Source organism: Bacteroides mediterraneensis (genome assembly GCF_900128455.1).
GTDB classification, from domain to species: domain Bacteria; phylum Bacteroidota; class Bacteroidia; order Bacteroidales; family Bacteroidaceae; genus Phocaeicola; species Phocaeicola mediterraneensis.
Genome location: NZ_LT635783.1, coordinates 93,788 through 107,393 on the forward strand (window position 1 = coordinate 93,788; position 13,606 = coordinate 107,393).

A 13,606-nucleotide genomic window follows, 5' to 3' on the forward strand; every position below is an offset into this window, starting at 1 on the left:
TATGAAAAAATTAGCAATGGCTATGATGCTGGGTGTGGCAGCTCTTTCGGCTAACGCCCAGGTAAACTACCGGATGCAGACTGCCTGCAACCCGCAAGACGTAAAAACATACGATACACAAAGACTGCGCAGCAGCTTCATGATGGAAAAAGTGCTGGTAGCCGATGAAATCAACGTAACTTACTCCATGTACGACCGTTTCATCTTCGGAGGAGCGATGCCGGTCAGCAAGGAACTGACTCTGGAGACCATCGACCCGCTGAAAGCTCCTTACTTCCTGTTCAACCGCGAACTGGGTGTCATCAACATTGGGGGTGACGGTATCGTTACAGTAGACGGAAAAGAATATGAGCTGAAATTCAAGGAGGCTCTTTACGTAGGCCGAGGCAAACAGAAAGTGACTTTCAAAAGCAAGGATGCCAGCAAGCCGGCCAAATTCTACATCAACTCTGCCATCGCCCACAAAGAATACAAGACACAGTGGGTTACCATCGACGGGCGCAAAGGTTCACTGAAAGCAAATTCTTTTGCTGCCGGCAAGATGGAAGAAAGCAACGACCGCGTCATCAACCAGCTGATTGTGAAAAACGTGCTGGAAGAAGGTCCTTGCCAGCTGCAAATGGGCCTGACGGAACTGAAACCGGGTAGTGTATGGAACACCATGCCGGCCCACACGCACAGCCGCCGCATCGAAGCTTACTTCTACTTCAACGTACCGGAAGGCAACATGATTTGCCACCTGATGGGACAACCGCAGGAAGAACGCCTGGTATGGCTGGCCAACGAACAGGCCATCATGTCACCGGAATGGTCTATCCATGCAGCTGCCGGAACCAGCAACTATATGTTCATCTGGGGTATGGCCGGTGAAAACCTGGACTATGGCGACATGGACAAAATCAAATACACAGAAATGAGATAACACACCCCTCTTCCTGACCGGAAGAAAATCATGCCAGATTCCACAGACTTGTACAGCACTCGGCAAATGATGAGTCTGTAGGGTCAGTGGAATTTGGCATTTTACCTTATGTTTACAGGAATTCAGACGAATACGGATTGAATTCTTATCCGTTTTTTACAAGCGGGACGCTTGTAAAAAAGTATCTTTAATCTAATATCATTATGAGTACATTAAAAACGACAAGCGAAAAAATGAGCAACTACCGGTGGATTATCTGCTCCATGCTGTTTTTCGCCACCACGGTCAACTACCTAGACCGTCAGGTACTTTCGCTTACCTGGAAAGATTTCATCGCACCGGAATTTCATTGGACAGACACACACTACGGCATCATCACCGCCATTTTCTCCATCGTCTATGCGATTGCCAACCTCTTTGCCGGCCGTTTTGTCGACTGGCTGGGAAGCAAGAAAGGATATTTATGGGCCATCGCCATCTGGTCGGTCGGTGCCTGCCTGCATGCATTGTGCGGTTGGGCCACGGAAATGAGCGTGGGACTTCAGAATGTCAACGCCATGCTTTCCGCTTCCGGCGCACTGACCTCTACCATCGCCATTACCAGCGTATATTATTTCATCGCCGCCCGTATCGTACTGGCTGTAGGTGAATCGGGAAACTTTCCCGCTGCCATCAAAGTTACTGCCGAATATTTCCCCAAAAAAGACCGCGCATTCTCCACTTCCATCTTTAATGCAGGAGCTACCGTAGGTGCGCTCATCGCTCCGGTCAGTATCCCTTCACTGGCCAGCTATTTCAAAAGTATAGGGGTAGGCAACGGATGGGAAATGGCCTTCATCGTAATCGGTGCGTTAGGTTTCATCTGGATGGGACTCTGGCTGTTCGTGTACAAGAAACCTCAGGAAAATACGCATGTCAATGCCGCGGAACTGGCTTATATCCAGCAGGACAAAGGCAATGAAGAAACAAACCATTCAGAAGAGGAACCTAAGCTGTCACTCTGGCAATGCTTCAAATACCGCCAGACTTGGGCTGTCGCATTCGGCAAGTTCCTGACCGACGGCGTATGGTGGTTCTTCCTTTTCTGGACACCGGCCTATATTTCTGATGTATACGGGTTCTCGTCCGACAGCCCCACCGCCCAGCTGCTGATTTTTGTATTGTATGCCATCACCATGCTCTCCATCTACGGCGGAAAACTGCCAACCATCATTATCAACAAAACCGGGAAAGACCCGTATGCTGCCCGTATGAGAGCGATGCTGATATTCGCCATATTCCCACTGTTTGCCCTGTTCGCACAACCGTTGGGAAACATCTCCTACTGGTTCCCGGTCATCATTATCGGTATTGCCGGAGCCGCCCACCAGTCCTGGTCGGCCAACATTTATTCCGTGGGCAGTGACATGTTCCCCAAAAGCGCTGTAGCCACCATCATCGGAATCGGCGGAATGGCCGGCGGAGTGGCTGCCTTCCTCATCAACATGTGTTCGGGTATTCTGTTCGATTATGCAGAAGCCACGCAGATGACCTTCCTCGGATTCCAGGGAAAGGAAGCAGGGTACTTCATCATTTTCTGCATCTGTGCAGTGGCCTACCTGATTGCCTGGTGCATCATGAAAGCCTTGGTGCCCAAATATGAACTGATCAAAGTCTGATTCCCGTACGTATACAAAAAAGTCACGGCCTCACTTCCGACGCCGTGACTTTTTTCTGCCACTCTTATTTCTTCAGTTCCGGATAACTGATACGAGTGTGATACATGGTTTTCAGTTTTTCCTTGAACACCGCCTTCACTGTCGCAATGTCCTTGAACGTAATCGGACATTCCTTGAAATACCCGTCTTGTACCTGACTGTCGATAATTTTCTCTACCAAAGCCGAAATGCTTTCCTCTGTATATTCCGGCAAACTTCGGGAAGCGGCTTCCACGGAATCGGCCATCATCAGGATAGCCTGTTCCTTGGTGAACGGATTAGGCCCCGGATAGCGGAAAGCCTCCTTATCGACTTCTTCATCGGGATGTTCATTCTGGTAAGATATATAGAAATACTTGGTCAGTCCTTTCCCGTGATGCGTGCAGATGAAATCTTTTATCACCTGCGGCAAATCGTGCTTGTCGGCCAATTTCATTCCGTCGGTCACATGGCTGATGACAATCTGCGCACTCTGCTTGTAACTGAGCTGGTCGTGCGGATTCACGCCCGATTGGTTTTCCGTAAAGAAGGCAGGATTCATCATCTTCCCGATGTCATGATACATGGCGCCCGTACGTACCAGCTGACTGTTGGCCCCGATACGGTTGGCCGCCGCTGCCGTCAGATTGGCCAGCTGAAGTGAATGCTGGAACGTGCCCGGTGCTACCTCCGACATCTCACGCATCAGCTTGTTGTTGATATTCGACAATTCCACCAGAGTGACATTCGAAGTAAAGCCGAACGTCTTTTCCAGGATGAACAGCAACGGATACGTAAACAACAGCAAGATACCGTTCAACATAAAGTTCATATACATGTGCGTGCTCAGCTGGGCCACTTCACTGACATGAATCAGGTCGAGTGCCAGATACATCAGTGCATAGGCACACGCCACAATCAAGGCACTGCGGAACAACTGGGAACGCTGGGACAGTTCCCGCAAGCTGTAGATGCCGGCCATGCCTGCCGCCATCTGCAACAAAATAAACTCATGAGGGGTACGCAGGCAGATGGAACACAACAGAATGGTAATGACATGGGCCATAAATGCCGTGCGGGAATCCAGAAAGATACGGATTATCAGCGGAATCATGGCAAAAGGTACAATATACACGCTCATAAAAGCATGCTCTACCATCACAGAAGAGATTACCGGGAAGGCAATGATAATGATAAAGAGCAAAGCCAGCGTCCGGTGCTTTTTGTAATAATCACTCCGGAAAAGCTCCAGGTAAATCATGAAACAGCCTATCAGCAAAGACACGAAAAGCAATTGGCCCAGCAAAGTCAAGCGTTTCTCCGACACCGTTTCACTGCGCTTGTCCCACTCCTTCTCCAGTGACTTCAAGATGTTGTAGGTACGACTGTCTATAATTTCTCCACGGTCGATGATTTTCTGGCCGTTCATCACAAAACCGTTGGCCCACGACAATCCGCCCAACAAATCCTGTTTGGCCGCTTCCGATTTCTGGGAGTCATACACTAGGTTCGGAGCAATGTATTCATTCAAGTTGCATCGCTGCAACAACAGCCGGCGGTAATGCAGTGTATCGGCAAAAATCAAAGTCTCGTAGGCCGTTTTGAAACTGTAGAGTTCGTTTATAGCCACCTGATTTGCCGTATTCTTATCCACCAGCTGGATGGAATGCACGCTGTCCTTGCGCAATTTTTCCCAGTCATTGGGGGCAAAAACGCCTTTTTCATACACCACTTTCAGCAACCGTTCAATGTGATGCTGGTAGGCCGGTGCCGGAATGATACGATGCAAACTGTCGGTATAAGCTTTCTTGAACTGCTGTATCATCCGTTCGCCCACAGTCTTGTCCAATCGGTAATACGGGCTGTACAGACGCATGATACTGTCCTGCTCGCGCTGCACTTCGGCATCTTCCTTATAGATAGGAAAGTCGAAGGAAGCCTGCAACAGGCCATACTTCCAAGGTTTGTTGATGTCAAATTGATAGTTAAACCGTCCTTCTCGTGGTAAAAAATAGACAATCACACTTACTGTCACAATGAATATGCCCAGTTTATATAACAATCCTTTATAGGAAAACTGTCGTTCGGTCTGTAAACTTTTCATGTCAAAGAGATATTTTGCGTGCAAAATAAGAAAAAAACGGGAAAATTAGATTAATTTTGCGGCGTATTTTTAGATAAAAACCACAATGTCAGAAAGAAAAGTAAGAGTCCGTTTTGCACCGAGTCCCACAGGTGCGTTGCATATCGGCGGCGTACGTACCGCTTTGTACAATTATCTGTTTGCCCGCCAGCACGGGGGAGAACTGGTTTTCCGTATTGAAGATACCGACTCACACCGTTTCGTTCCGGGTGCTGAGGAATACATTATCGAATCGTTCAAGTGGCTGGGCATCAAGTTCGACGAAGGTGTCAGCTTCGGAGGCAACTATGGTCCGTACCGCCAGTCGGAACGCCGTGACATCTACAAGAAGTATGTGCAGGTGCTTCTGGACAACGGAAAGGCTTACATCGCTTTCGATACGCCCGAAGAACTGGAAGCCAAACGCAAGGAAATTCCGAACTTCCAGTACGATGCTTCTACGCGTAATTCCATGCGCAACTCACTGACCCTTCCGAAAGAAGAGGTGGACAAACTGATTGCAGAAGGCAAACAGTATGTGGTCCGCTTCAAGATTGAACCGAACGAAGACGTGCATGTACACGATATCATCCGCGGAGAAGTGGTCATCAACTCTTCTATCCTCGACGACAAAGTATTATATAAATCGGCTGACGAACTGCCGACTTACCATCTGGCCAACATCGTAGACGACCACCTGATGGAAATCTCACACGTAATTCGTGGAGAGGAATGGTTGCCTTCGGCTCCGTTGCACGTACTGCTGTACCGTGCGTTTGGCTGGGAAGACACCATGCCGGAATTTGCCCACCTGCCGCTGTTGCTGAAACCGGACGGAAACGGCAAGCTGAGCAAGCGTGACGGCGACCGTCTGGGATTCCCGGTATTCCCGCTTGAATGGCACGACCCCAAAACGGGAGAGGTTTCTTCCGGATACCGTGAATCGGGTTATCTGCCGGAAGCAGTCATCAACTTCCTGGCCCTGCTGGGATGGAACCCGGGCAACGATCAGGAAATCATGTCGATGGACGAACTAATTAAATTGTTCGACCTGCACCGTTGCAGCAAGGCGGGTGCCAAGTTCGACTACGAAAAGGGAAAATGGTTCAACCATGAATATATCCTGATGAAGAGCGACGAAGAAATCGCCCAGCTGTTCATGCCGATTCTGAAAGAACACGGCATCGACGCCCCGATGGATAAGGTAGTTACCGTAGTCGGACTGATGAAAGGTCGTGTAAGCTTCATCAAGGAATTGTGGGACACCTGCAAGTTCTTCTTCGTGGCTCCGACAGAATACGATGAAAAGACGGTGAAGAAACGTTGGAAAGAAGATTCAGCCGAACGCATGACCGAACTGGCCAATCTGCTGGAATCATTGGATGATTTCTCACTGGCTCATCAGGAAGAAGTGGTCATGAAATGGATTGAGGACAAAGGTTACCACTTGGGTAACATCATGAATGCTTTCCGCCTGACACTGGTAGGAGAAGGAAAAGGTCCCCACATGTTTGATATCTCAGCTGTACTGGGCAAAGAAGAAACAGTAGCACGTATGCGTCGTGCGGTAGAGGTACTCAAATAAACAAAGACATGATTTATAATTTTATCATCGCCCTTTATACAAGTGCAGTCAGATTGGCTGCACTTTTTAATAAGAAGGTGGCCCTGATGGTCAAAGGGGAAAAGGAAGCGTTCGGCATATTGGAAAAACAAATTGTGCGCGGCGAAAAATACCTGTGGTTTCACGCGGCCTCTTTGGGAGAATTTGAACAAGGCCGTCCGCTGATTGAGGAAATCCGGAAAAAATATCCGCAATACAAGATTCTCCAGACCTTCTTCTCGCCTTCCGGATACGAGGTACGGAAGAATTACAAAGGAGCGGACATCGTCTGCTATCTTCCGCTCGACACACCGGGCAACGTAAAGCGTTTCCTGGATCTGGCCCAGCCTTACATGGCTTTCTTCATCAAGTATGAGTTCTGGCAGAACTACCTGACGGAACTGAAACGACGGAATATTCCGGTCTACAGTGTGTCTTCCATCTTCCGGAAAGAGCAGGTTTTCTTCCGCTGGTATGGGAAAAGCTACCGCAAGGTGCTGAACACGTTTACCCACCTCTTCGTACAGGATGAAGCATCCGTGAAACTGTTGCAGTCCATCGGCATCACGAATACGACGATTGTCGGTGATACCCGTTTTGACCGGGTACTGGAAATCTGCCGTCAGGCCAAAGAGCTTCCTTTGGTAGAACGGTTCAAAGGAGAGCATACCGCCTTTGTAGCCGGCAGTTCCTGGGGACCGGATGAGGATATTTTCATCCCGTACTTCAACGCACATCCGGAAGTGAAGCTCATCATCGCTCCCCACGTGATTGAGGAAAGTCATTTGAAAGAGATTATCGGCAAGCTGAACCGTACAGTCGTACGTTACACGCAGGCCACAGAGGAGAAGGTGAAAGAAGCCGACTGCCTGCTGATTGACTGTTTCGGTCTGTTGTCTTCCATCTACCGCTACGGAGAAATCGCCTACATCGGAGGTGGATTCGGAGTCGGTATCCACAACGTACTGGAAGCAGCGGTATACGGCATGCCGGTTATCTTCGGCCCGAACAACAAGCGGTTCCGTGAAGCACAGGGTTTGTTGCAATGCAGAGGAGGCTTTGAAATACAGGGAGCGGAAGACTTCAAGAAAATCATGGACGAGTTCCTGACCAATTACGGAGCCTTGGACAAAGCAGGCAAGAAAGCCGGAAACTATGTACGAGACAATGCCGGTGCCTTGGAAAAGATTATGCATACAGTGACGCTATAATCCGTGCGCATAAAATAAAAAGGAGCTGTAGAAAGAAAAAACACTGTTCAGAATTTTGTAAAAATAAAAACAGGATTCAGTTGTAAGTTCTTCTTATAACTGAATCCTGTTTTTATTTACATAAGCATAAACTGGTTCCACTTGAAAAATCCGATAGAATTATTAAACGGTCCGACGTGTCCATCACAAACCATCGCTGCCTGACATGGTCGCAAACTGTGGCTGCCACGTCCCTCTTGTCGGTGAGACAGATAAAATGACATTAAGTTTATCCATGCGAGGAACCAGACTTACTCCGAAGCCTTTCTCCGTTCTTCTTGATAAGTTTTATACATTTCGGCCAAGGTTTCCATCGGGATATGTAACAAATACATTTCCTTGAACACATCGGGCAATACTTGCTGGAGAAAGGTTTCTTTCCGAAGCGCCACAATCTTCTGTGCAGCCCCGGTAGACACGAAATAGCCTAATCCCCGTTTGTTGTAAATAATGCCCTGATTTTGCAGGTAATCGTACGTACGAACCACTGTATTGGCATTGACTTCCACCACGCCCGCATACTCACGGACCGACAGGATGCGCCCTTCTTCCTCATATACATGCTGAAGAATTTCATCCATGATACGATCGGCTATCTGCAAATAAATCGGTTTATTCTCTTTAAAAGTCATAGGCGCCACAGCTTTCGTTTAATTACTTGTGAACGGGTAAACAGTCGGTACGACAGCCACCAGTTGAAAAGAGTGAACAAGAGAAAGAAAACAGCAATTGATGCCAACACTCCATCTACAAATTGGGGGGTATCCTGGAAGTGCTCCTTTATCCACTCTGAAAAACGAATTAAAGATCCTCCTTCTGCCAGACTGGCAAACATAATCCCTCCGAGAATCGTCACTGCCAGACAGGTTCCGATGGTTTTCAGGAAAGGATGCTTATACCAGAAACTTCCTCCCAAGATGAAGAGGGAATGATTCCACAAACAGAATATCCATCCGAGCAGCTGCATCAGCCACCAAGAATATACAGGTTCGCCTGTTACGTCTACCGAGGCATGTGTAGCCCATTTCATGGAAAAGACTTCCACTAACAAAGACTGGCTATACACTGTCGGTAAATCAAACAAAGGCAACAACAGGTAATGAGTAAGTTCCAAGGCCAGCAAGGCTACCAACACCATCAACAACGTACCTATCGTCACCAATACCGCCCGTGAAAAGAACTTCTCCAGCTTCGTAGCCGGAAGCAGCAAATAAGAGATGCAGTTCTCCTTGCTGTCCATGCATTTCATAATTCGGGAAGCATAGAAGATCATCGCAAAACTCACTACCATGCCAATTACCCCTAACATATTGCCACAAAAACGATGAAAGGAATAAACCTCCGGAAAACCTGTCTCTACCCAATCCTCTGCCGACCACAAAAAGCCCAACATCGGGAAAAAGAAGGCCGCAAAGATACCCAGCAAGCCATAAAGGTTACTTTTCCAGTTCTCTATCAAATCGCGTTGCATAATATTCCGCACGCGTACCATACTAAAAGTTGTATCCATCATGTCGTGTCGTTTATTTATCATTAAATATCGCTTGTATTTTCTCACGTTCCGTCAACAGAGCGTTGAACAGCAACTCCAGATTCAACGGACTTTCTTCTCCCGAAAGGTTAGGCCATATCACGCTGTTTCCATGTACGGATGGCTGCACAAAAAGGGCATCGTCTGTCGGCTCATTCATCCCTTGTTCCGCAAATAAGAGCTTGTCCGTAATGTCTACTACCGAACGATTCAGCAGCACCTCATTCCCTTCGATTACCACTACCTGATCCAACAAACGGTCAATATCCCTCACCTGATGCGTAGAAACCACCACCGATTTCTCTTCCGTCATCCCCGAAGCAATTACTTTACGGAACTGACTTTTGGAAGGAATATCCAGTCCGTTGGTCGGTTCATCCATCAAAAGTAAGGAAGTATTAGCCGCCAGTGCAAAACACATGTAAGCCTTTTTCTTCTGTCCCATGGACAACTCTCCCAAGTGAATGTCCTCATTCAGCTCAAAATCATTCAAACAGGTTCGCAACAGTTCCCGACTAAAACGAGGATAAAACGGAGCATTTACTTTCACAAACTGCTGCAGGCTCAAATTGGGCAAGGTAAATTCTTCCGGAACTAGATATAGGTCGGACAAAGTCGCCGGCAGACGCTTTTGTACATCCATTCCTTTCATCCAGACACTGCCACCTTGCGGACGTAACAAACCACTCATCAAATAGAGTAAAGTAGATTTACCCGTCCCATTCTTTCCCAAAAGGCCTATCACCTTTCCTGCCTCCATTTCCAGGGAAAAATCCTGGAAAATGGAAGCTTTCTTTCCATAACTGAAGGCCAATCCTTCGATTCTTATCATAGACGTGTTCATGTTGTTGATTAATGATATTAGTGTAATAGTTTAATAGTACACCGCAAATGTAATGCTTTTTCTTAAATCCACAAGCATAAACGAAGTTTTTAATAAAAAAAGGCGGATTAAATCCAAATCTCCAGTCTTTTGAGACCTATCAGAAGGAAAAAAGGAAAAAGACAAGAACATCCTACGACAAAACAGAAAATAGCGTCAGAGAAGAGAAAAAGGGCTTAAAAGAGGAAGTCTATAGACAAAGCAGCCAACGAAAAAAGGAAACGACAGAGAACAAGTTTTCCGTGAAGAAAGAAGCGGAGACTTCCAGAATGATCCGCAAGGGCACAAAAAAAGCCCCGCAGCATTTCTGCCTCGGGGCTCTCTGTAAAACGGCGACTACCTACTCTCCCACTTGTACGCAGTACCATCGGCGTGGCGAAGCTTAACTTCTCTGTTCGGAATGGGAAGAGGTGGAACCTTCGCGCCATAGTCACCTTAATATCCTTATTTCATCATGACTCACAAGCAAGCAATCCCAGCACTCACTATGGCGCGAAGGTTCCACCTCTTCCCATTCCGAACAGAGAAGTTAAGCTTCGCCACGCCGATGGTACTGCGTACAAGTGGGAGAGTAGGTAGTCGCCGTTTTACAGAGAGCCTCGAGATAGCAATATCTCGGGGCTTTTTTTGTGCCCGTAAGGGAACGGGGAATGGAAGGCCTCGGACGTGCATTCCGGTATACGGCCTCCCCGTGGCGGAAGCAACCTCCGGTGTTTTTCGGAATGTGTATTTTTCTGGAAGATGTCAGAGCTGCCGGCGTGCTTTGCAGAAGCAATCTTTTGCTGACGGGCGAAAATTGAGAGACTTGTTCCTTCTCTATCCAGCTTCTAAAGCTTATATTATCCCAGACACTATTTTAAAGCCTTCTCGGCAATCTTTTGACGTTTTTAAGGATTGGTATGGAATGTACAGAAATCTTGCGCCTGAGGGGAAATAAAAAGGTATAAAAAAGCCGGAACGAAAAATTCCGGCTTCTGATAGGGTGTGTGGCAGATTATTTTTCTGCTTCACTTTTGGCTGCATGCGGATAATCAATCGTGTAATGAAGCCCTCTGCTCTCTTTTCTTTCCATGGCCTGACGGGTAATCAGATAGCCTACGTTAATCATGTTACGGAGCTCACAAATCTCTCTGGAAGCTTTTACACGTTTGAAAAGGCGTTCTGTTTCTTCGTACAGAATATCCAGACGGTTCCAGGCACGTACCAAGCGCAGGTTGCTTCGAACGATACCTACGTAGGCTTCCATAATTTGGTTGACTTCTTTCATGCTTTGGGTAATCAGGATACGTTCTTCATTGCTGATGGTACCTTCTGCATCCCATTCCGGAATATCTTCGTTGAAATCGTAACGGTCGAGTACGCTGAGAGCATGTTTGGCAGCTGAGTCAGCATATACGATGGCTTCTATCAGTGAGTTGGATGCCAGACGGTTTCCTCCATGCAGTCCGGTGCAAGAGCACTCTCCGAGGGCATACAGCCGCTTGATGCTGGACTGTCCGTCCAAATCCACCTTGATACCTCCACACAGATAATGTGCAGCCGGTGCAACCGGGATGTAGTCCTTGGTTATATCGATACCTAGGCTCAGGCACTTCTTGTATATGTTCGGGAAATGTTTCTTGGTCTCTTCCGGATCTTTATGAGTGACATCCAGATATACATGGTCTTCTCCACGCTGTTTCATTTCACTGTCGATGGCACGAGCTACGATGTCACGGGGTGCCAGAGACAGACGCGGGTCGTATTTCTGCATGAATTCTTCGCCAGCGAGGTTTCTCAGTACAGCCCCATATCCACGCATGGCTTCCGTAATCAGGAAGCTGGGACGGTCGCCCGGATGATACAAGGCGGTAGGATGGAACTGGATAAATTCCATGTCTTTTACCACACCCTTGGCACGATATACCATGGCAATACCGTCTCCAGTAGCTACCAGCGGGTTAGTGGTATGGTTGTAAACGGCTTCACATCCGCCGGTGGCCATCACTGTCACTTTAGACAGGAAGGTATCGACTTCTCCTGTAGCTTCATTCAGCACGTAGGCCCCGTAGCATTTGATACCGGGCGTATGGCGGGTGACAATGATGCCTAAATGATGTTGGGTGATGATTTCTACGGCATAGAAATTGGTGAACACCGTAATGTTGGGATGACGTTTCACTTCTTCAATCAGGCTGGTCTGGATTTCGGCTCCCGTATTGTCCTTGTGGTGTAGAATACGGAACTCAGAATGTCCGCCTTCTTTGTGTAGGTCAAATTCCCCGTTTTCTTTTTTATCGAAATTTACTCCCCATTTTATAAGTTCCTCTATTTGAGAGGGTGCGTTGCAGATTACTTTTCTGACAGCGGCAGGGTCGCTGATCCAGTCTCCTGCAACCATGGTGTCGTGGATATGTTTTTCAAAGTTATCCACCTTCAGATTGGTCACTGAAGCGATGCCACCTTGTGCATAGTAGGTATTCGCTTCTTCTAGTCCGGCCTTGCAGATCAGTGCAACCGAACCTTTGTGCGCCACTTTCAGCGCAAAGCTCATTCCGGCAATTCCTGAACCGATAACGAGAAAATCGAATTTTCTTATCATAACGTTGGATATTATGACACAAAACTACAAAAAAGTCAGTTAGATGATGCTTAAAAGCATCCTTTTTTATAAATGCTTTATAAGTAGACTTTTAAAATATTTAAAGTTGCATTTGAGATGTTTTATTTTCAAGCAGAATTTCTTATCTTCACGGGAAATTAAAATAAAAATCAGACGATGAATCGTACTTTTCAATCAAAAGTTGGTTGGTGGTATTGGATAGTAATAGGAATAACTTCTGTGTTGTTGTTCTTTTTTTTCTGGGAACACTATTTGCTATGTACAATTCTGTGTGCAACCATTGTGATTTTTGAAATCGAGATGCTTATTCATACCCAGTATGTCATTACAGGAGACGGTTGGCTGAAAGTGGAGACAGGACGCTTTGTGCCCAATGCCTCGGTGGAGATAACCGAAATTCTCCGGGTACGGAAAGTTCGTTCCATGGCTTTCTGGGAACCAGCCTTGTCATTTGAACGGCTGGAGGTCGTGTTTAAAAAGCATGGAAAAGTACATTCCATTTGCCTTTCCCCCAAGAATCCGCAGGATTTTGTCCGTTGTTTGCTGAAACAGAACGAGACAATCCAGTTTTACGACTGAGACTATTTATTAACTGAAGAAAAAATACTATGGTACGTGAATTTAAAATCCGCAGGACCCCTTTTAAGGTGTGGCTAGGGGTCATCATTGTGATTGTGGCCATCGTGTTGATGGCGTTGCACACTGAAAATTACTGGAATCTTTCACCGATTGTACTTCCTGTACTTTTATTGATTGACGAGCAGATGACTCGTATTCTGGTGCAGGAAAACGGTGATATCTGGTTGAAAAGGGGATTTAGCGGGAGTATCAAGGCATACGGTGTCATGCGGATTGTATTGCGGAAAAAAGATTCTTTGTTGAAAGGCCGGGTGACGGTGTATTATACCAAAGGATTCCTTAATTTTGATCCGGCGGACTTGAAAGGTTTTTTGGCATGTGCGAAAGAGCGTAATCCACATGCGGACTATCGTGAAGAATAATCATCCTGTAAATTGA

11 protein-coding genes and 2 rRNA genes are annotated in these 13,606 nt (G+C 46.9%); 7 read left to right on the top strand and 6 right to left on the bottom strand.

Annotated features, from left to right (window positions below):
- Position 1 precedes the first annotated feature (1 nt).
- Together kduI and BQ7480_RS00360 are read left to right on the top strand one after the other, a co-directional pair.
- A complete protein-coding gene (kduI, locus tag BQ7480_RS00355) occupies positions 2-922 on the top strand; it encodes a 5-dehydro-4-deoxy-D-glucuronate isomerase (RefSeq protein WP_072541256.1) in 921 nt (306 codons plus the stop codon).
- A gap of 203 nt (positions 923-1,125) precedes the next feature.
- Entirely contained in the window at positions 1,126-2,580 is a 1,455-nt protein-coding gene (locus BQ7480_RS00360; RefSeq protein WP_072541257.1) for an MFS transporter, read from the top strand.
- Positions 2,581-2,644: 64 nt separating this feature from the next.
- On the opposite strand, the gene BQ7480_RS00365 is transcribed toward BQ7480_RS00360, so the two are convergent.
- Positions 2,645-4,702 carry an HD family phosphohydrolase gene (locus BQ7480_RS00365; RefSeq protein WP_072541258.1) on the bottom strand — a complete coding sequence of 686 codons (2,058 nt, stop codon included), beginning with the start codon at positions 4,700-4,702 and terminating at the stop codon, positions 2,645-2,647.
- 85 nt (positions 4,703-4,787) lie between these two features.
- Between BQ7480_RS00365 and gltX the strand changes: the two genes are divergently transcribed.
- Together gltX and BQ7480_RS00375 are read left to right on the top strand one after the other, a co-directional pair.
- Positions 4,788-6,305: a glutamate--tRNA ligase gene (gene gltX, locus BQ7480_RS00370; protein WP_072541259.1), complete on the top strand. Its 1,518-nt coding sequence runs from the start codon at positions 4,788-4,790 to the stop codon at positions 6,303-6,305.
- Between the two features lie 8 nt (positions 6,306-6,313).
- Positions 6,314-7,534, top strand: coding sequence for a 3-deoxy-D-manno-octulosonic acid transferase (locus BQ7480_RS00375; protein ID WP_072541260.1), 1,221 nt, complete (start codon positions 6,314-6,316; stop codon positions 7,532-7,534).
- A gap of 290 nt (positions 7,535-7,824) precedes the next feature.
- Here BQ7480_RS00375 and BQ7480_RS00380 read toward each other — a convergent pair whose 3' ends face one another.
- From BQ7480_RS00380 to rrf (BQ7480_RS00395), 4 genes are all read right to left on the bottom strand, one after another.
- Positions 7,825-8,205 carry a GntR family transcriptional regulator gene (locus tag BQ7480_RS00380; RefSeq protein WP_072541261.1) on the bottom strand — a complete coding sequence of 127 codons (381 nt, stop codon included), beginning with the start codon at positions 8,203-8,205 and terminating at the stop codon, positions 7,825-7,827.
- Positions 8,202-9,086: a hypothetical protein gene (locus BQ7480_RS00385; protein ID WP_083581719.1), complete on the bottom strand. Its 885-nt coding sequence runs from the start codon at positions 9,084-9,086 to the stop codon at positions 8,202-8,204. Before BQ7480_RS00385 ends, BQ7480_RS00380 begins: the two co-directional genes overlap by 4 nt.
- Positions 9,087-9,096: 10 nt before the next feature.
- Positions 9,097-9,936, bottom strand: coding sequence for an ABC transporter ATP-binding protein (locus tag BQ7480_RS00390; RefSeq protein WP_072541262.1), 840 nt, complete (start codon positions 9,934-9,936; stop codon positions 9,097-9,099).
- A 378-nt stretch (positions 9,937-10,314) separates the two neighbouring features.
- Positions 10,315-10,425, bottom strand: a 5S ribosomal RNA gene (gene rrf, locus BQ7480_RS00395).
- Positions 10,426-10,464: 39 nt separating this feature from the next.
- Here rrf (BQ7480_RS00395) and rrf (BQ7480_RS00400) point away from each other — a divergent pair.
- A 5S ribosomal RNA gene (gene rrf / locus BQ7480_RS00400) occupies positions 10,465-10,575 on the top strand.
- 406 nt (positions 10,576-10,981) lie between these two features.
- Here rrf (BQ7480_RS00400) and nadB read toward each other — a convergent pair.
- Positions 10,982-12,568, bottom strand: coding sequence for an L-aspartate oxidase (nadB, locus tag BQ7480_RS00405; protein ID WP_022353431.1), 1,587 nt, complete (start codon positions 12,566-12,568; stop codon positions 10,982-10,984).
- Between the two features lie 303 nt (positions 12,569-12,871).
- Here nadB and BQ7480_RS00410 point away from each other — a divergent pair, with 303 nt between their 5' ends.
- Together BQ7480_RS00410 and BQ7480_RS00415 are read left to right on the top strand one after the other, a co-directional pair.
- Complete coding sequence (locus tag BQ7480_RS00410; RefSeq protein ID WP_235816613.1) at positions 12,872-13,168, top strand: PH domain-containing protein; 297 nt, start codon at positions 12,872-12,874, stop codon at positions 13,166-13,168.
- Positions 13,169-13,197: 29 nt separating this feature from the next.
- On the top strand, positions 13,198-13,590 hold the full coding sequence (locus tag BQ7480_RS00415) for a hypothetical protein (RefSeq protein ID WP_072541264.1): 393 nt from the start codon (positions 13,198-13,200) through the stop codon (positions 13,588-13,590).
- Positions 13,591-13,606 lie beyond the last annotated feature (16 nt).

Coding starts and splice junctions, on each gene's coding strand:
- kduI (WP_072541256.1), top strand. CDS start 2: ATGAAAAAATTAGCAATGGCTATGATGCTGGGTGTGGCAGCTCTTTCG.
- BQ7480_RS00360 (WP_072541257.1), top strand. CDS start 1,126: ATGAGTACATTAAAAACGACAAGCGAAAAAATGAGCAACTACCGGTGG.
- BQ7480_RS00365 (WP_072541258.1), bottom strand. CDS start 4,702: ATGAAAAGTTTACAGACCGAACGACAGTTTTCCTATAAAGGATTGTTA.
- gltX (WP_072541259.1), top strand. CDS start 4,788: ATGTCAGAAAGAAAAGTAAGAGTCCGTTTTGCACCGAGTCCCACAGGT.
- BQ7480_RS00375 (WP_072541260.1), top strand. CDS start 6,314: ATGATTTATAATTTTATCATCGCCCTTTATACAAGTGCAGTCAGATTG.
- BQ7480_RS00380 (WP_072541261.1), bottom strand. CDS start 8,205: ATGACTTTTAAAGAGAATAAACCGATTTATTTGCAGATAGCCGATCGT.
- BQ7480_RS00385 (WP_083581719.1), bottom strand. CDS start 9,086: ATGATGGATACAACTTTTAGTATGGTACGCGTGCGGAATATTATGCAA.
- BQ7480_RS00390 (WP_072541262.1), bottom strand. CDS start 9,936: ATGATAAGAATCGAAGGATTGGCCTTCAGTTATGGAAAGAAAGCTTCC.
- nadB (WP_022353431.1), bottom strand. CDS start 12,568: ATGATAAGAAAATTCGATTTTCTCGTTATCGGTTCAGGAATTGCCGGA.
- BQ7480_RS00415 (WP_072541264.1), top strand. CDS start 13,198: ATGGTACGTGAATTTAAAATCCGCAGGACCCCTTTTAAGGTGTGGCTA.